Source organism: Pseudalkalibacillus salsuginis, assembly GCF_021646685.1.
In the GTDB taxonomy this organism is placed as follows: Bacteria; Bacillota; Bacilli; order Bacillales; family Fictibacillaceae; genus Pseudalkalibacillus; species Pseudalkalibacillus salsuginis.
This window is the reverse complement of sequence record NZ_JAKJHW010000002.1, coordinates 70,576-88,315: the sequence shown is the minus strand read 5'-3', so window position 1 is coordinate 88,315 and position 17,740 is coordinate 70,576. Positions and strand designations below refer to the sequence as shown.

General features: G+C 41.0%; 17 protein-coding genes. 12 read left to right on the top strand and 5 right to left on the bottom strand.

The window, feature by feature from the left end; genetic code table 11:
* Positions 1-7 precede the first annotated feature (7 nt).
* From opp3b to L1611_RS05565, 6 genes are all read left to right on the top strand, one after another.
* Positions 8-937: an oligopeptide ABC transporter permease gene (gene opp3b / locus L1611_RS05590; RefSeq protein ID WP_236312123.1), complete on the top strand. Its 930-nt coding sequence runs from the start codon at positions 8-10 to the stop codon at positions 935-937.
* Positions 937-1,953, top strand: a complete 1,017-nt coding sequence (gene opp3C / locus L1611_RS05585) for an oligopeptide ABC transporter permease (RefSeq protein WP_236312122.1) — start codon at positions 937-939, stop codon at positions 1,951-1,953. Before opp3b ends, opp3C begins: the two co-directional genes overlap by 1 nt.
* A 19-nt stretch (positions 1,954-1,972) precedes the next feature.
* Positions 1,973-2,992: an ABC transporter ATP-binding protein gene (locus tag L1611_RS05580; protein ID WP_236312121.1), complete on the top strand. Its 1,020-nt coding sequence runs from the start codon at positions 1,973-1,975 to the stop codon at positions 2,990-2,992.
* Complete coding sequence (locus L1611_RS05575) at positions 2,992-3,978, top strand: ABC transporter ATP-binding protein (protein WP_225067141.1); 987 nt, start codon at positions 2,992-2,994, stop codon at positions 3,976-3,978. The genes L1611_RS05580 and L1611_RS05575 overlap by 1 nt, the downstream gene beginning before the upstream one ends.
* Before the next feature lie 164 nt (positions 3,979-4,142).
* A complete protein-coding gene (locus tag L1611_RS05570) occupies positions 4,143-4,997 on the top strand; it encodes a DegV family protein (protein ID WP_236312120.1) in 855 nt (284 codons plus the stop codon).
* A 207-nt stretch (positions 4,998-5,204) separates the two neighbouring features.
* Positions 5,205-5,630 carry a GNAT family N-acetyltransferase gene (locus L1611_RS05565; RefSeq protein ID WP_236312119.1) on the top strand — a complete coding sequence of 142 codons (426 nt, stop codon included), beginning with the start codon at positions 5,205-5,207 and terminating at the stop codon, positions 5,628-5,630.
* A 4-nt stretch (positions 5,631-5,634) separates the two neighbouring features.
* On the opposite strand, the gene L1611_RS05560 is transcribed toward L1611_RS05565, so the two are convergent.
* Complete coding sequence (locus L1611_RS05560; RefSeq protein ID WP_236312118.1) at positions 5,635-6,171, bottom strand: HD domain-containing protein; 537 nt, start codon at positions 6,169-6,171, stop codon at positions 5,635-5,637.
* Between the two features lie 211 nt (positions 6,172-6,382).
* Here L1611_RS05560 and L1611_RS05555 point away from each other — a divergent pair, with 211 nt between their 5' ends.
* Complete coding sequence (locus L1611_RS05555) at positions 6,383-7,573, top strand: putative glycoside hydrolase (RefSeq protein ID WP_407681706.1); 1,191 nt, start codon at positions 6,383-6,385, stop codon at positions 7,571-7,573.
* 85 nt (positions 7,574-7,658) lie between these two features.
* On the opposite strand, the gene L1611_RS05550 is transcribed toward L1611_RS05555, so the two are convergent.
* Entirely contained in the window at positions 7,659-7,838 is a 180-nt protein-coding gene (locus tag L1611_RS05550) for a hypothetical protein (protein ID WP_236312117.1), read from the bottom strand.
* A gap of 257 nt (positions 7,839-8,095) precedes the next feature.
* Between L1611_RS05550 and L1611_RS05545 the strand changes: the two genes are divergently transcribed.
* Both L1611_RS05545 and L1611_RS20630 read left to right on the top strand, forming a co-directional pair.
* Positions 8,096-8,638 (top strand): GNAT family N-acetyltransferase, encoded by a 543-nt coding sequence (locus L1611_RS05545; RefSeq protein WP_236312837.1) that lies wholly within the window; start codon positions 8,096-8,098, stop codon positions 8,636-8,638.
* Positions 8,639-8,662: 24 nt separating this feature from the next.
* Positions 8,663-8,788 carry a hypothetical protein gene (locus tag L1611_RS20630; protein ID WP_263632996.1) on the top strand — a complete coding sequence of 42 codons (126 nt, stop codon included), beginning with the start codon at positions 8,663-8,665 and terminating at the stop codon, positions 8,786-8,788.
* Positions 8,789-8,865: 77 nt separating this feature from the next.
* Here the strand turns inward: L1611_RS20630 and L1611_RS05540 are convergent, their stop codons facing one another.
* Positions 8,866-11,934, bottom strand: a complete 3,069-nt coding sequence (locus tag L1611_RS05540) for an efflux RND transporter permease subunit (protein WP_236312116.1) — start codon at positions 11,932-11,934, stop codon at positions 8,866-8,868.
* Positions 11,935-11,943: 9 nt separating this feature from the next.
* The gene (locus L1611_RS05535) at positions 11,944-13,122 is read right to left on the bottom strand and encodes an efflux RND transporter periplasmic adaptor subunit (RefSeq protein WP_236312115.1); all 1,179 of its coding nucleotides are present in this window, start codon (positions 13,120-13,122) and stop codon (positions 11,944-11,946) included.
* 252 nt (positions 13,123-13,374) lie between these two features.
* Between L1611_RS05535 and spxA the strand changes: the two genes are divergently transcribed.
* Positions 13,375-13,770: a transcriptional regulator SpxA gene (spxA, locus tag L1611_RS05530; RefSeq protein ID WP_221563850.1), complete on the top strand. Its 396-nt coding sequence runs from the start codon at positions 13,375-13,377 to the stop codon at positions 13,768-13,770.
* Between the two features lie 557 nt (positions 13,771-14,327).
* Here the strand turns inward: spxA and L1611_RS05525 are convergent.
* A complete protein-coding gene (locus L1611_RS05525; protein WP_236312114.1) occupies positions 14,328-15,002 on the bottom strand; it encodes a TerC family protein in 675 nt (224 codons plus the stop codon).
* A gap of 363 nt (positions 15,003-15,365) precedes the next feature.
* On the opposite strand from L1611_RS05525, the gene mecA reads away from it, so the two are divergent.
* Together mecA and cls are read left to right on the top strand one after the other, a co-directional pair.
* Complete coding sequence (mecA, locus tag L1611_RS05520) at positions 15,366-16,040, top strand: adaptor protein MecA (RefSeq protein ID WP_236312113.1); 675 nt, start codon at positions 15,366-15,368, stop codon at positions 16,038-16,040.
* 133 nt (positions 16,041-16,173) lie between these two features.
* Positions 16,174-17,706: a cardiolipin synthase gene (gene cls, locus L1611_RS05515; RefSeq protein WP_236312112.1), complete on the top strand. Its 1,533-nt coding sequence runs from the start codon at positions 16,174-16,176 to the stop codon at positions 17,704-17,706.
* Positions 17,707-17,740 lie beyond the last annotated feature (34 nt).

Here is a 17,740-nt window from a genome sequence, read left to right as displayed (position 1 = left end):
GAAGAGGATGAAAGGGTATATTACAAAACGATTGATCTATATGTTCATCACCCTGTTCCTCATTGCTTCAGCCACTTTCTTCTTAATGAAGATCATGCCGGGTACACCCTTAAGTAACGCGGCGAAATTAACGGCTGAGCAAGAAGCGATTATACTTGAAAAATATGGACTTAATGATCCAATCCCTATTCAATATGTTAAATATATGGCTAATGTCGTTACCGGAGATTTAGGTGTTTCTTTTCAATTTGATGGTAGAGGTGTCACAGGTTTGATCATGGACAGAATCGGTCCATCTGCAACACTTGGTACTCAAGCAATCATTTTTGGGGCTATTTTCGGTATATTACTAGGTATTCTGTCTGCAATACGTTATAACACGATTTGGGACTATCTTGCGACGATCGTAGCGGTAATCGGAATATCAATCCCTAGTTTTGTATTTGCTGCCTTGATGCAATATTATATCGGGGTCAAACTGCAATGGTTCCCAGTCGCATTTTGGGGTGGATGGGAACATACCGTAATGCCTACAGCAGCATTGGCAGTTTTTGTTGTTGCAGTTTCTGCTCGTTTCACACGTACTGAACTGCTGGAAGTTTTGGGACAAGACTACATTACAACTGCAAGAGCAAAGGGTGTAAGTGGGTTTTCTGTGGTCTTTAAACATGGAATTCGAAACGCATTAATTCCTCTGATCACAATTTTAGGGCCTTTGGCCATTGGATTGATGACAGGTACGTTGGTTATTGAGAGGATCTTCTCCGTTCCAGGACTTGGAGAACAATTTGTCCGTTCAATCCAAACCAATGATTATCCTGTAATCATGGGTACTACGTTATTTTATTCATTCTTCTTAATTTTAGTTATTTTGATCGTCGATATCCTGTATGGAATCATAGATCCAAGAATCCGTATAGCAGGAGGGAAAGACTAATGAGCAAACGAGAAAACTACGTAAATGATGAACTTTTCCAACCTGCTCAAATCGACAGTCATAAAAGTGAAAAAATTGCTGGACCAGGTCTGAGCTTTTGGCAGGATGCATGGATTAGACTTAGAAAAAATAAATCAGCTATTGTCGGTTGTATCATCTTATTGGTATTGACAATACTTGCGGTATTTGGACCCTATATGAATGAGTATTCATTCTCAGAACAAAAATTAACGCGTGCAAACCTACCAGCTAAAGTTCCGGTGATTGAGAAACTGGGAATAATGGATGGCACGGATGATATGGGCAACGATATGTACGAAATGAAAGGTCTGGAAGAAGGAACATATTTCTGGTTCGGAACGGATGGACTGGGACGTGACCTTTGGACCCGTGTTTGGCAAGGGACTCGGATCTCATTATATATCGCTTTATTGGCTGCAGCAATCGATATGGTGATCGGTGTAGCTTATGGTGGAATATCAGCATATTACGGTGGCCGTGTTGATAATGTACTTCAACGTATTGTTGAGATACTAGTCGGTATCCCTAACTTGGTCGTTGTTATTTTGATGATACTCGTACTGGACCCAGGGATCATATCGATCACCGTCGCCTTGACGATAACAGGATGGATCGGGATGTCCAGGATCGTACGTGGGCAGATTTTGAAGTTGAAAGGACAAGAATTCGTATTGGCATCAAGAACGCTCGGATCATCAGATAACAAAATCATAACGAAACACTTGATACCGAACGTCATGGGCGTAATCATCATCAATACGATGTTTACCATCCCGGCTGCCATATTCTTCGAGGCATTCTTAAGCTTTATCGGATTAGGGTTACAACCACCAATCGCTTCACTAGGGACTTTGATTGAAGAAGGTTATCGTAACATGCAGATCTTCCCGCATATGATGATTTATCCGTCGATCATCATCAGTCTGATCATGATCGCATTCAATGTGGTAGCCGATGGTTTACGTGATGCGTTAGATCCGAAAATGAGAGAATAGTAGAAGGTGGGTGAAGAGGATGGAACACATTTTAGAAGTTAAGAACTTACACGTATCCTTCGACACTTTTGCAGGGGAAGTACAGGCCGTGCGCGGTGTCGATATAAAACTGAATAAAGGAGAAACCCTGGCGATCGTTGGTGAATCAGGTTCAGGTAAATCCGTTACTTCCAAAAGTATTATGCGATTGATCCCTAACCCGCCTGGTCGAATAACAGAAGGACAAATTCTCTTCCAGGGGAAGGATTTGGCAAAATACTCTGAACGTCAAATGCAACAAGTAAGAGGATCAGAAATATCAATGATTTTCCAGGATCCAATGACTTCATTGAATCCGACAATGACTGTTGGAAAGCAAATCATGGAAGGACTGCGCATCCATCAGAAGATGTCGAAGTCACAAGCTACAGCACGTGCCATTGAACTATTGAAATTGGTTGGGATTCCGAATGCTGAAGCACGATTGAAGCAATATCCTCACCAATTTTCCGGTGGGATGAGACAACGTGTGGTTATCGCGATTGCGCTTGCTTGTAATCCGAAGATTTTGATTGCGGACGAGCCGACAACTGCATTGGATGTGACGATACAGGCTCAAATCCTTGAGCTGATGAAAGATTTGCAAGATAAAACGGGTACGGCCATCATCCTGATCACACATGATTTGGGTGTGGTTGCGAATGCAGCTCAACGGGTAGCTGTCATGTATGGTGGTCAAATTGTTGAAACAGGAACGGTTGATGAAATTTTCTATAAACCGAAACATCCTTATACTTGGGGATTGTTGGCTTCTATGCCGAAACTGGGTGCATCTGATACAGATCTGATCGCGATACCTGGATCTCCACCAGACTTGAGTGATCCACCGAAAGGTTGTCCTTTCGCAGCACGGTGTCCACATGCGATGAAAGTATGTGTCGACCATATGCCGGATCATACTGAAGTTTCCGGATCTCATAAAGCAGCTTGCTGGTTATTGGATGAAAGGGCACCTAAAGTTGAGAAGCCAGTAGAAGCATCTGTTGGAGGTGCAAGATAATGGCAACTAGAGAGAAATTAGTAGAAGTAAAAAACCTTAAGAAATATTTCAACATGGGCAAAGGACAAATGTTGAAAGCGGTAGATGATGTTTCATTCGATATTTATAAAGGTGAAACATTAGGTCTTGTTGGTGAATCCGGTTGCGGGAAATCTACAACTGGAAGAACGATCATCCGCTTATACGGGGCAACAGACGGGTCTGTCACGTTTAACGGTGAGGATGTCCATGGGAAGAAAAATAAAGCGAAGTTGAAAGAGTTCAACCGCAAGATGCAGATGATTTTCCAGGATCCATACGCATCATTGAACCCGCGAATGACCGTTAAAGATATCATTGCAGAGGGCATTGATATCCATGGTCTTGCAAAAACGAAGGAAGAAAGATTGCAACGTGTTCATGAACTTCTTGAAACAGTTGGTTTGAATAAAGAGCATGCAAACCGTTATCCTCACGAATTCAGTGGGGGTCAGCGTCAACGTATCGGGATTGCCCGTGCACTGGCAGTGGATCCTGATTTCATCATTGCTGACGAGCCTATCTCAGCATTGGATGTATCAATTCAGGCTCAGGTAGTCAACCTTCTGCAAAAGCTGCAACGGGAGCGCGGTTTGACATATCTGTTCATTGCGCATGACCTTTCAATGGTTAAGCATATCAGTGACCGCGTTGGGGTTATGTATCTTGGTAACCTTGTTGAGCTTACAGAAAGTGATACGCTCTACAATGAACCATTGCATCCTTATACACAAGCACTCTTATCAGCAATACCTGTTCCAGATCCGGAACTTGAACGTAGCCGTGAACGTATCATCCTTGAAGGTGATGTACCATCTCCTGTATCTCCACCAAGCGGTTGTCGTTTCCGTACAAGATGTCCTCATGCGATGGATGTATGTGCGAAAGTGGCACCGAAGTGGCAGGAAGCAAGAGAAGGTCACTATGTAGCATGTCATCTTTACGATGAAGAGTTGAAAGAAAATTAAGCTAGTGATAGAACGATCTCTGTAAAAGGAGGTCGTTTTTATTTACCTTTGTTTATGGAAACAGCCAATTGTTTTTAATCTAAAAAGTAGTTGTAATTTGTTTAAAAACCCAATACGATGGAAAGAGAAACTTTGCGTAGTAACAGAGGAAATGAGGAAAGAGTATGAATATTGCTTTAGTTGTCGACAGTGCGAGCGATTATTTGGGCCAAGAAGAAATGATTGAAATCATTACACCTATCGAAGTTGTTCCGCTGAATGTCAATTTCATAGGGGAAGACACTTATTTGGATGGCACAACCATTACCCACGAAGAATTCTATGAAAAAATGCGTCATTCGAAAGAGCTCCCTAAAACAAGCCAACCAGCACCGCAGAAATTTTATGATACATTCAAAAATTTACTTGCAAAAGGATATTCTGTCATTTATCTCGGAATTGCGAGTAATTTGAGTGGTACGTTCCAAAGTGCGAATGTAGCAAAGGAAATGTTCAATGAAGATGATCAAGGTAAGCTCTATTTAATTGATACAGAGACGGTTTCTGCCGGAGTCATTCATTTGTTGGAACTCGCTGATCAACTGATTCAGGATGGCCTTACAGTCGAGGAAGTGTATCAAAAAGTTGAAGAACGAAAGAAAGATATTACAGGGATCATCTTACTTGAAACGTTGGAAAATTTGAGAAAAGGCGGCAGGATTTCTACATTACAAGGAAAAGTCGCTAACTTTCTGAATATCAAACCACTTCTTAAAATACAAGAAGGTGCAGTTGAGACACTGGAGAATTTCCGTGGGAAAAAGAGAGGGATCAAAAAATTAGCTGAAATGATCCAAGATTGGAGAGAAGATCACGAAGAATTATGGATTGTACATAGCTATCCTTCTAAACAGGTTGTCATCGAGACGCTTAAAGAGCAGTTCTCCTTGGATAGCTTTAAAAAAATCCGATGTATCAAACTTGGAAGCGTCATTGGGACTTATGCCAGTGAAAATTCGATCGGGATCATAAAGTTTTAATCGCCAAAGGCACTGTATTGGAAAAGAGTTTTTCATGGAAAACATGACGGCTCCTTTCCCTCAGTGCTTTTGATTCTTTTGTTGAACAAAAAGTATTCCCGATTTCCGTGCAATACTGAAGTATAAAGATACCAATAGGAAGGAAATAAGTAGAGCAGCGTATAATACATAATGGGAAATCGTATATATGAACGAGGAGGATACGCGGTGATTTATTATCAGTTTGATCCTGAAACAGATCGTGAAATCCTGAAATTCATACATGAGAGTGGGAAACTCCCAGATTCTTTATCAAATTATTTGGTTAAACCACCTATCGAAATGAAAGAGAATGAAGAAGCATTTGTATTTTCAAATGATGATGTAGAGATAGGTTTTTTATGGTTGACGTACATTGAAGGAGAACAATTAGAAGTTACGTGTCTGTATATTGCAGAACTCTCATATTCTGAAAGGTTCCATAAGAAGTTAATGGACTTTGCGGTAAAAAGGGCGAAGTATTTAGGCTTTCAACGATTAGTCTTAAATATGGATGGTATGTATGAGAGGGATCAGCTGATGGAGCTGAGGGATGAGTTGGGATGCATCCGATTGGAATCGAATGGTCACTTGATCGAATGCATTCTTGATTGAATGTTCAGCTTGTTTGTTGAAGTGGATTAGGCATTTCTTTACCTTCAAGCATAGAGTCTAGCTTTTTTATCAATTCAATCGCCTTATCATATGAAATTTCCCTATAATGATGGAGACCTTCTGGTTCTTCATCAGCCTCATCAGCTAACCTGACAACTTTTTGCAATGGATTCAGTTCCAACTGTCCTCCAGGTAAATATGAATCAGTATGCAGGAGGATAGCTAAGGAAATCGCTTTTGCATGTTCCCGTTCCTCTCCGAGTTCAATGAGCAGTTTATGTGCTCTTTCTGCGCCTTTTATCGCGTGGATATCATTTGCTTTATACTGTTCATAATCCCACTTTCCATCTCTATACCATGTGTAATGGCCGATGTCGTGTAATAGTGCTGCCTTACAAGCAAGAATGGGATCCACACCATATTGTGAGGATAGCTTATAGGCATGAAAACTGGAGGCAATGGCATGCACAACTCCGGATCGTTGTAAGTATTTTTGGGTTTTAGGATGTTTGAATATTTCAAGTAATGATGGTTGATGCATGGGAATTCCTCCTTTTTTAGTATATTGCATTCAAATATAGCATGTCTCAGCCTCGGATTCAAGCGAAAAAATGTTCAATCATTTCCCTTATTTAAGGTATTATCCTTAGTTTGGGAAAATGATGAAATTTATGTCGAAAGTTACTTTTCATGAAATGATTGGTTTCCTATAATAGTATTTGTAAAGAGAAAGAAGGGGGAGGAACAAAACAATGGGGATGCTGAAGGTATTCATGTCAGTCTTTCTTTTGTCGTTTCCATCTTGGGAGATGGCAGACGAAACACAGGACATCGAAGTAGGGTTTCATAAAGGAATTGAAACACATGTAATGAAAAGGGAACTTCCAGAACAACTGCCAAGGTTCGTTTACGATTCAGGTTTGACATTCCAATATCCAGATGCAGTAAGAGGCATTTATGTGACAGGTCATTCTGCTGGAGGAAGCAGATTCGAGAATTTGGTCTCCATGCTGGATGATACTGAATTGAATGCAATGGTAATTGATATTAAGGATGACAATGGGTATATCACATACATACCAGAAGAGGATTCCCCATTACATTCTGCTGGTCAACCGTTTATAAAAGACCCAAGAAAAATGCTGGAAACACTTGAAGAGCATCAAATCTATCCGATTGCACGTGTAGTCGTGTTCAAAGATTCCATTCTTGCAAAACAGAAACCGGAATTGTCGTTTAAAAATGGTGGAGCTGTCTGGAAAAATGGCCGTGGAGAGGCATTTGTTAATCCATTCAGGAAAGAAGTATGGGATTACAATGTCCAGGTAGCCATCGAGGCTGCGAAGTTAGGATTCCAGGAAATCCAGTTCGATTATGTGCGTTTCCCAGAGGGCTTTGAAAAGCGAGATAAGACATTGACGTATAGCCAGGGAGATTTTGCCGACCTTGAAGGTGATGGTGTCCAAAAGCGTGTAACAGCCGTAACAGAATTCGTCGAGTATGCAAAAAAACAGCTTGAACCATATGGCGTAAAAGTTTCAGTAGATATTTTCGGCTACACTGCTACTTTACCTGAAGCTCCGGGAATCGGCCAGAATTTCACCAAAATTTCGAGCCATGTAGATGTCATTTCATCTATGATCTACCCAAGTCACTGGACTTCTTATTTTGGCATCGCAAAGCCTGATTTGGAGCCATATCGCCTCGTTACCGAATATGCGAAGATGGAGAATAAGAAATTGGGTGAACTAGAAAATCCGCCAATTTCAAGACCATGGATACAAGATTTTACTGCATCTTATTTGGGCAAAGGAAATTACAAGAATTATGGTAAAGCTGAAGTGGAAGCGCAGATTCGAGCACTGAATGAAAATGGGATTAATGAGTTCTTATTATGGGATGCAGGCAACACCTACACTCCAAATGTGGACTATACACCATAAGACTAAATACCCAAAAGGAATTTGACATCCTTTTGGGTATTTTCTTTCGAATAATGGTCCAACCATAAGCCGCATACGATTTTCCTCAGGTTCTTCTTTGTACTTTACGCCAACCTGTTTGGGTATCTTTGCTTTTATTCAAGAAAAATTTCGATTTTCCTCTGCCAAATAGTTTTGACGCGGCACCGTGTGTGATGATTCCCATAAAAGCAGTCAGTCCGATGACAAATATACCAAGTAATAAGAGATCGATAAAAAACTGCATCTGCTTAACCTCCTTGTATGTAACATCCACTATTTTCTAATACTACTATTGTAAAAGAAGTTTGAAGGCAATGGAAGAGGGGAAACGTTAACGATAAAAAAACAACCTCTCTCCATACATATCTTATTATAACTTAAATCGTTTTCAGTTGATACAAATGGGCTGCCCGTTGCTTTTTCATAATAAAATCAAATTTCGAGCCAAATGGAGGTTATGTTATAATGGAATTGAAGAATCAAAATGGAAAGGGTAGATCAATGAATTGGTATGAAAAACTGAATGAATATTTTCCTGTAGCAGAAATGAAGTCAAAGAAGCACATGGAGCTTTTATTGAAGGAGAAAGGCGATGTTTATCATAAGGATGAGGGAAAACATCACATTCTTATGTATGCCGAGTTCGAAGATTTTATTTTCATCGACTATATTTTTGTGTCTGGAGCGGCACGGGGACAAGGGATCGGCCACAAAATCTTAGAAAAGCTGAAGAAAAAGGGGAAACCGATCATTTTGGAAGTGGAACCTGTTGACTATGAAGATACAGATACAGAAAAGAGACAGCGTTTTTATAAACGTGAAGGATTTGTCCATGCAAAATCGATCGGGTACCGACGCCGTTCACTCGCTACAAATGAAATTAATGAAATGGAAATTCTTTTCTGGGCTCCTGAAAATGAATCAGAAGAAATGGTTTATGAAAGCATGAAAAAAATGTATGAAAAAATTCATACCTACAAGGATGTAGAGTTATACGGGAAAGCCTATCAGGATGTAGATGAAGTACTCACATTTGAAGAGTGAGTGGATGAAAGGACGGTGAGATACATGAAACGCCGTACAAAGAATAAGAAGAAACGTGAATGGATCAAAGACCTTCTTAAAAATAAGCTGCCTGGCTGGGCACCAAAGCCTACAAAAGGTGCAGCACAGTCAAAGAGATACACAGCTTAGTTTCTATCTACACAAAGGATAATAGGGGGCTTAGTCATGAGTGTGCGACACTTATGACTAAGCCCCTTTCTACTGGTCTATATTGAAGGCATATCTTTTGATTTAGCCTTCTTTAAACGCCTTTTTTCCTTTATCCTGTCAAATTGGTTATATATGACTGGAATGAATATTAAACTGATCATTGTTCCGAACAGAAGACCGAATACGATAACGATTGCCATCGGTTGTTGGATTTCTGTTCCTTCGCCGATTCCTACCATAAGCGGAACCAACCCGAGAATTGTGGTCAATGCGGTCATCATGATCGGTCTAAGACGAGCCTCCCCGGCTTTTACGATCGACCTTGCAGTAGAAAGTCCTCTCTTTTTTAGTTGGTTGATATAGTCTACAAGGACAATTGCGTTGTTCACGATTATACCAGTCAGGATCAAAATGCCGACTAATGATCCTACGCCAAAGGGTTGCCTTGTGATTAACAAACCAAGCAGGATTCCAATTGCAGTAAGAGGTATGGAAAACATGATGATGAATGGATAGGAAAAGGATTCGAATTGACCTGCCATCACCATATATATCAAGACAACAGCAAGAGCTAGTGCGCCGGTCAGCTTAAAGAAAGCATCTTTCATTTGTTGGTTTTGGCCACCGAAAGAAATTTCATAACCGGATGGCAATGATACGTTTTCTTTTAATTGTTTTTTTACATCATCAATGACATTTCCTAAATCTCGATCCAGTATAGAAGCAGTGACACGGATTTCCCGTAAGCGATCAGTCCGATTGATCTGGCTAGGTCCTGTCCCTTGCTTGATTTCAGCAATCGATTTCAAAGTTACCAATTCCCCGGCAGGTGACTCGATTTGTAAATGTTCAAGGTCCTTAACATCTTCAAGCTCTGCTGGATCGACCTGTACCCTGACATCGACCTGATCCCCACTGCGATTGAATACTGTCGCAACCCTTCCTTTTGTTGCATTCTCAACCGCTTGTGACACTTGAGCGCTCGTCAGGCCGAAACTAGACGCTTTCGTACGGTCTACCTCAATCTCAAGTTGTGGATTACCGGTTTCATAATTGGACTCGATTTCCCGGATTCCATCTACTTTACTGATTTCTTCTTTTATATTTTCAGAAATGGTTTCAAGCGTTCCTAGATCCGGTCCAGACACTTCCAGAGACACAGGTGATTCCGAAAAGCCAGCATCACTAGCTTGAACCGAAATATCAGCATCTTTAATTTTATCAACTTTCGTGCGGATTGCTTCCGCTACTTGTACATCCGAACGCCCACGTTCTGAAACAGGCTTCAGTAAAATGCTATACATCGCTGTATTACTATTGGATCCTGCCTGGATGGAGAAGTCGTTCGAGCCTCCGATTGTTACATAGTAGAGATCGATATCTTGAATATCATCTAATCTTTCATTTATGGTTTCGGTAGTCCGATAGGTTGTATCCGTATCACTTCCAGGAGGCAGTTCTACTTCAATGTTCACATAGCTTTGATCTTGTGCGGGTAAAAACTCTGTTCCTATGAAAGGAATCGCCGATAATGAGATCAATAACAGGACAAATGTTCCTATAATTACCCTTTTCGGATATCGAAGGGCTTTTCTCAATAAATAGACATAACGCCTTCGGATGTTCAGAAACTTTCCATTTTGGGGATGCAGCTTGTGCTTCCTTGTCAACAAGTTTGATGATAGTAAAGGAACGATGATCAATGACGTTATCAGAGAAGCAACCAGGGCATAGCTGACACTGAGTGCCAATGGTTTGAAAAGCTGGGCGGCTAATCCATCCACAAAAATGATCGGAAGGAAGACGACAACTGTCGTCAAGGTGGACGCGATGACAGCACCCCCAACTTCTTTTGTCCCGGTGATGGCGGCTTCTTTTAATGGAACGCCTTTTTCACGGAGCCTGTATATACTTTCTAAAATGACGATGGAGTTATCGACGATCATCCCGACACCGAGCGCTAACCCGCCTAATGTCAAAAGGTTCAGTGTTTGCCCGGAAAAATACATGAAAATGAAAGCTGTCATCACGGAAATCGGAATGGAGAATCCAACGATCAACGTACTGCGAATATTCCTTAAGAAAAGATAAAGAATCCCTGCAGCAAGTAAACTACCGATGACCATATTGATGAGAACGGCTTTGATCGACTGCTTGATGAATTTCGCCTGGTTGAAGATCGTTTCAACCTCTACATCTTCAGTCAACGAAAGCTCGTCCAACTTCTTCTCAACACTATTGGCGACTGTGACTGTATTCTCCCCTGATTGCTTAAGGATGGATATCCCGATGCTAGGTTCACCGTTCATATAGCTGATCTGATCAGCATCCGCTATCGTTTCTTCAATTTCAACAAGCTGCTCAAGTGCAACCACTCCGCTTTTGGTCGGAATCGGAAGTTGTTTCAAGTCCGTGATCGAATCGAACTCACCTACAACACGTAACGGGTATTTCAATCCTTTGTCACTGATTTCCCCACTCGGTAATGTCACATTTTCTCCAGCCAGAATCTGTCTGAGCTGGTTGATGGTGATACCGAAATCATTCAAATTTTCGGGGTCGACAGCTAAATTGACGACTTTTTCAGTACCACCTTCAATAGTCACAGAGGCGACCCCATCTATGGAATCCAGTACAGGTTTGATTTCATTTTCAACGAGCTTTTTTGCTGCAACCAGATCTCCTTCAGGAGCCTGTATCCCTAATCGTACGATAGGAAGGTCGTTAGGATTGAAGCGTAAGACCCTTGGTTGCGGAACGTCGTTTGGCAGCTGTTCACGCAAAGCGTCCAACTGCTCGCGCATTTTTAAAGCAGCAAAATCCATGTCTGTACCCCAATTGTAAGACACAATAATAAGTGCCCCGCCTGTCCTTGAAACAGAAGAAACACTTTCTACATTAGGGATCGTCCCCATGATATTTTCAATGGGTTGGGAGAGGAGTTTCTCCACTTCTTCAGGACTCGCCCCTTCATATGTAACCGTAACTGCAGCAACGGGGAAGGTAAGGTCAGGGAAAAGATCGACCGGTGTATTCCGTACACTTACTGCCCCGATGATAAGCATGAATAAAATGACCATTCCCATGGCGATCGGTCGAAACACGGAAAGTTCGGTTATTTTCATCAGGTCCACTCACTTTTTTATACTGATTTTCGAACGGTTTATCAATTGATATTTTCCATCAGTGACTACAACGTCGCCGTCAGCTAAACCTTTACTGACATTGCTCGTACGTTTGCCCTCTGCTGCCAGTTCGATTTCTCGCTTGATCGCACGCTCATCCTGTACAACAAAGACAAATGGTTTGTTCTGTTCATATAGGATTGCTTGATTAGGGATCGTAAGGGCATTTTTTTTAATTTCAGTATCGATCATTGCAGTTGCTATCGTCCCTGATTTGATGTTTTCTTGGGTTTTAGGCAACTCGACCGTAACTGTATACGTATTTGTTTCCGAGTTCGGCTCGGATGATACTGTTCCGATGGTTCCGTTGATCGTATCAGAAACTTCTTCGAAACCTAGTTTTACCGGCATTCCCTCAGTTACTTCTTGAACTTGAAACTTGTTTGCACTGAATACGGCTTTCAAGTCCTGTTTGCTGGAAACAACCGCTAGAGGTGAAGAAGGGATAGCAGGTACTCCGACTTGCGCACTCACCTGGTCGACTGTCCCATCGATCGGTGATGTTACTTTCGTTGCCTGCAATGCCTGTTCTGCTTCTTTCACACCTCTCCTTGCTTGCTCAAGCTGCCCATTGATGAGCGGTAGGGTAGAGGAGGTAAGAGATGTGCTTGAAGATGCCAGTCCTTTTAGTTGTTCAAGTGTTTCTGTGATGGTTGCTGTGGTATCGTTTGTTTCGGCTTGTTCAGGCAATGGAATTTCTTCCAATTGGTTAATCGTTTCATCAATGACGGTATTTAAGCGGGTCTGAGTTGCTCTTTGTTGGTTAATTGCAGTATTAAGCTGATTCCTGGACCGTTCCAGAGCTGATACGGCTGATTGTGCTTGTTCAAGCTGTTGTTGAAGTTGTTGGTCCTCCAGTGTAAAAAGCAGATCTCCTGACTGTACCGTTTCTCCTTCTTTTATATGTATTTCCTTAACTGGAGAAGGAAGGGATGAGGTTACTGGGACTTGCTGGGAAGGTACCGTTTTCCCGACTAGCTCGATCGTTTTTTTGAAGGTGGTCTTCTCTACCGTTTCTGTTGTTACAGGGATAGCATTATCTGAAGCATTATCGCTTGTAATGATATCTTCGGAACATGCTGTTAAAAGGAATATGAAAATACTTAAGAAGGCTAATGACTTTTTCAATAATATTCACTCCATTATCATCTACAAGCAAATTTCTTGGAAGCAATCTATGTTTTATTATAATGTAGGTTTAGAAAAAATAAACAAGGGAACATGGTTTTAGACAAGATGGTCACAGTTTCTGAAGGAAATCTATTTATACCCTATCATACACATCGAAATTGTTGTATAATAAGAAATGTGATTAATAATCTTTTTAAAGTAAGATTTCTTATAAATATGATTTTCAAATCATGAAAGGAGACGATCCTTATGGTTACATTATATACTTCCCCAAGCTGCACATCATGCAGAAAGGCAAGAGCATGGTTAGAAGAGCACGAAATTCCTTTCCAAGAGCGTAATATCTTTTCTGAGCCATTGTCAATCAATGAGCTTAAAGAGATTTTACGGATGACAGAGGAAGGTACTGACGAAATCATCTCCAAACGCTCAAAAACGTTCCAAGAGTTGAATGTTAACCTTGAGACAATGCCGCTGCAAGATTTGTTCGAGCTGATGAGCGAAAATCCTGGATTATTGCGTCGTCCGATTTTGATTGATGAAAAACGTCTTCAAGTAGGATACAACGAAGATGAGATCCGCCGCTTCCTACCACGTAAAGTACGTACATTCCAACTGCTCGAAGCTCAAAAAATGGTCAACTAATAAAGAAAGACTACTGCTGGATGGGCAGCAGTCTTTTTTTGTTTTAGAGAGGATTTATAGGTGTGTGGAGTGGGCATATTTTACTAAGTTGCAAAATGGACACTGAAAGTTGGGAATAGGTCCTTGGAAGTTAGGAAATAAACATCGAAAGTTAAGAATAACATACTGAAAGTTGGGAATATAACACCTGAAGTTAGGAAAGGATTCTTTAACCAGCAACAGACTATTCTTTAATAAAGGGATTCACACTGCCCACGATGTTACCTAATCCCAATGAAAAGAGTTTATGGGAAATGGATGTGCCTCGAATGCAAAACAACTTCAAAAAATGCCCACGTCGATACCCTGCATGATTACTTCCTCTTAATTCAGCCTACTATTACTAACCAACAAATACGGAAATACCTCCATATAGAATCTGTTAAAACTGCTAATTACTAGTTACAAAAGTTAAATATTAAGCACCTTGGTAACAAACGGAATCGCACATACGACCTCACCTCACTCTGGCCTACAAAAAAAGACCCACCTGCCATTACAGGTAAGTCATTAAAGGTTTAATTCATGCTTTCGCGGGTTTTCATCCGTTTTGTCAACCAACCTGTAAATAGTACGCCACCTATGATGAACAAGTATAGCATGTAGGCCATGAATTCGTTGTGGCCAATCCAATTGTGGATGAGTTTTTCTTCAGTGATCATTTTGGCTGCAGTAAAAGCGAGTATCCCAGAACCGATGTAAACAAGTGCCGGAAACCGTTCCATAAAATGAAGAATCAGCTTACTTCCCCAAATGATGATCGGTACCGAAACAAGCAATCCGATTATAACCAATAAAATGTTTCCGTGAGCTGCCCCTGCAATGGCAAGTACATTATCAAGGCCCATGACGATATCTGCCATGACAATTGTTTTGACTGCCTCTCGCAGTGTCGTACCAGCCTTGATATCCGCCTCGCCACTATCTTCAGCCAATAAATTATAGGCGATGTAAACAAGCAGGACTCCACCGATCAGCATAAGGTATGGTATTTTTAATAAATATACGGCAAGAATCGTTAGTATAACCCTTACGGCAATCGCTAAGCCTGTACCTAATAAAATCGCTTTGTTCCGCTGGTGGACGGGTAAATTACGGCTGGCAAGTGCAATGACGATTGCATTATCCCCGCCAAGTACGATATCGATGGCAATGATTGATAAAAGTGCAATGATAAATTCTGATTCAAACAAAAAAGTAAACCCCTTTCTATAATGAAAACACTTGACGTTCGCTGATAATCCACGTACAATCAATCAAAATAGTCATGTTCATGAAACTGAACCATGAAATTATAAGGTAGTTCAGCAATAGCGTCAAGCGAGGCACTATCGGTAATCGGCCTATTTATGGCAAAAAAGTAAAAATGGTCATGCATTTTTATTTCATTCCTCACCTATTTATCATAGAATAGAAGTACAAGAAACTCCAACATTTTATTAGGGATTCAGCAGTACACAAAATGGGAACACTACATGAAAGAAAATTATCATCAGTGTACAGGGGTTCAAAATCTCTTCCAGGTGAGCAATCTGGATCGAAGGGAGAGAAACACCATGGAAATAGAACGTGTAAATGAGTATACCATTAAGTTTTTTATAACTTATGGCGATATAGAGACAAGAGGATTTGATAAGGAAGAGATTTGGCAAAACCGTGAACGAGGGGAAGAGCTGTTCTGGGAGATGATGGATGAAGCACATCAACAGGAACAATTTTCGCTAGAAGGTCCGCTTTGGATTCAAGTCCAAGCGTTGGATAAAGGCCTTGAAATCCTGGTCACGCGAGCTTCTTTATCACAGGACGGTTCGAAATTGGAACTTCCGATTTCGAATGACAAGCAGATCGATCTGCCAGTAGATGATAATATTGAAAAGATGCTTGACCATCAATTCAATTCGGATGCAGAGGACGCTACGGAAGAGGACGATGATGAAGATTTCTTATCCTTCATGATCCGTTTTAACGACATAGAGGACGTCATCTCATTAAGCCATAATATTGATTCAGAGTCATTTGAAGACACCCTTCATCATTATGAAAATAAGTACTATTTGTACGTTACTTTCTATGATACGTTCAGTGAATCTGAACAGGATGATGTGTTGAGCAGATTGCTCGAATATGGTGATGAAACGGATCTTACAGTCCATCGGATTGAAGAATATGGAAAAGTGATTCTCTCAGAGAATGCACTCGAACAGTTGAACGAGTATTTTCCTAAGAAGTAGCTGAGCGCCGATCTTCGTCATGAATTTCGGCGTTTTCCTTTTCTAAACTTTCATATATTGGATGTTCGTTCAGCTTAGTGAATACTAACTGTTGAAACTCAAAAAGTCATTATGTATCCAGAGGGATGAAATCATGTTCAAAAAGACATTGCAGCTTATGATGTTCGTAACGATTCTGATAATAGCCTTCATCATCACGAAGCCATATTTGGAAAATTGGATTCTTGGTGCCAATTGGATTCTTGGTGCATTAAGTATCTTTTTCTCAGTTTCAGCATTATTCATCGGTATTGTCATTTTTTTGGAGAACCGCCATCCATCCCAAACGTTGACCTGGTTCGTCGTCCTCGCTGCATTCCCATTGGTAGGCTTCTTTTTCTATATGATGTTCGGAAGGAATTACCGTAAAAAGAAAATGTTCGACCAAAAAGCCCTTAAAGATGAAGAGGCTTTTTCAAGGTTTGAACAGAATCGCCCGATTAATGATGACCAGATGAAAATGATGGGTGATCATCAACGGCTCTTGTTCCAACTTGCCCAAAGGCTAGGGAAAAGCCCGATTTCTTTCAATACAGATACAAGGGTCCTCACTAATGGAAAAGAAACCTATACGTGTATTCTTGAAGCTCTGCGAAATGCAAAAGAACATATACATATGGAATATTACATCGTCAGGCATGATAATATCGGAAAAAAGATTCAATCGATCCTTATGGATAAAGCCAGAGAAGGGCTCGAAGTCCGTTTTTTATATGATTCAGTAGGTAGCTGGAAGCTTTCGCGTGCTTACATCAATGAGCTCCGCAAGGCTGGTGTACAAGCAGTCCCTTTCTTACCGGTCAAGCTTCCTTTGTTCAATAACAAAATCAACTACCGTAACCACAGGAAAATCGTTGTGATTGATGGAAATGTCGGATTCGTCGGTGGTCTCAACATCGGAGATGAGTATTTGGGCTTGAATCCGACTTATGGATACTGGCGTGATACCCATTTGATGGTAAAGGGGGAAGCGGTGAGAAGTTTGCAGATCATTTTTTTGCAGGATTGGTATTCAATGACCGGGGAAACTTTTTTGGAGCCTAATTATTTATCGCCAGAAATCCCTACCGGCCGGGTATATGGAGGGGTCCAGATGATTGCAGGAGGACCCGACCACCAGTGGGACATCATCAAAAAACTTTTTTTCTCGATGATTATATCGGCCAAGAAATCGATCTGGATTACGTCGCCTTACTTCATCCCTGATGAAGATATTTTGAACGCGTTGAGAGTCGCTGCATTAAGTGGCATCGATGTCCGATTGATGTTTCCGGCCAAGCCTGATAAGAAGCTGCCATTTCATGCATCCAGATCTTATTTTCCAAGTCTTCTTGAGGCAGGTGTGAAGATTTATGAATACCGGAAAGGCTTCTTACACAGCAAGATCATCATTGTTGATAATGAACTTGCCTCAATCGGAACAGCAAATATGGATATGAGGAGTTTTCATCTGAATTTTGAAGTGAACGCTTTCCTTTATCGGACGAAGAGTACATTGAGGCTGGTGGATGACTATATTCAAGATATCGAGGATTCGACACCGATCCTCCCCGAGGCTTTCAACAAACGTGCCTTTTACTATAAAATTATCGAATCGACTTCAAGACTGTTGTCTCCATTGCTTTGATTTTTAAGAATCTTTCTCGCCATGAGAAGGATTC

Bases quoted from the DNA above. Each gene is read 5' to 3' on its own strand.
- opp3b (WP_236312123.1), top strand. From the start codon at position 8: ATGAAAGGGTATATTACAAAACGATTGATCTATATGTTCATCACCCTG.
- opp3C (WP_236312122.1), top strand. From the start codon at position 937: ATGAGCAAACGAGAAAACTACGTAAATGATGAACTTTTCCAACCTGCT.
- L1611_RS05580 (WP_236312121.1), top strand. From the start codon at position 1,973: ATGGAACACATTTTAGAAGTTAAGAACTTACACGTATCCTTCGACACT.
- L1611_RS05575 (WP_225067141.1), top strand. From the start codon at position 2,992: ATGGCAACTAGAGAGAAATTAGTAGAAGTAAAAAACCTTAAGAAATAT.
- L1611_RS05570 (WP_236312120.1), top strand. From the start codon at position 4,143: ATGAATATTGCTTTAGTTGTCGACAGTGCGAGCGATTATTTGGGCCAA.
- L1611_RS05560 (WP_236312118.1), bottom strand. From the start codon at position 6,171: ATGCATCAACCATCATTACTTGAAATATTCAAACATCCTAAAACCCAA.
- L1611_RS05555 (WP_407681706.1), top strand. From the start codon at position 6,383: ATGGGGATGCTGAAGGTATTCATGTCAGTCTTTCTTTTGTCGTTTCCA.
- L1611_RS05550 (WP_236312117.1), bottom strand. From the start codon at position 7,838: ATGCAGTTTTTTATCGATCTCTTATTACTTGGTATATTTGTCATCGGA.
- L1611_RS05545 (WP_236312837.1), top strand. From the start codon at position 8,096: ATGAATTGGTATGAAAAACTGAATGAATATTTTCCTGTAGCAGAAATG.
- L1611_RS20630 (WP_263632996.1), top strand. From the start codon at position 8,663: ATGAAACGCCGTACAAAGAATAAGAAGAAACGTGAATGGATCAAAGAC.
- L1611_RS05540 (WP_236312116.1), bottom strand. From the start codon at position 11,934: ATGAAAATAACCGAACTTTCCGTGTTTCGACCGATCGCCATGGGAATG.
- spxA (WP_221563850.1), top strand. From the start codon at position 13,375: ATGGTTACATTATATACTTCCCCAAGCTGCACATCATGCAGAAAGGCA.
- mecA (WP_236312113.1), top strand. From the start codon at position 15,366: ATGGAAATAGAACGTGTAAATGAGTATACCATTAAGTTTTTTATAACT.
- cls (WP_236312112.1), top strand. From the start codon at position 16,174: ATGTTCAAAAAGACATTGCAGCTTATGATGTTCGTAACGATTCTGATA.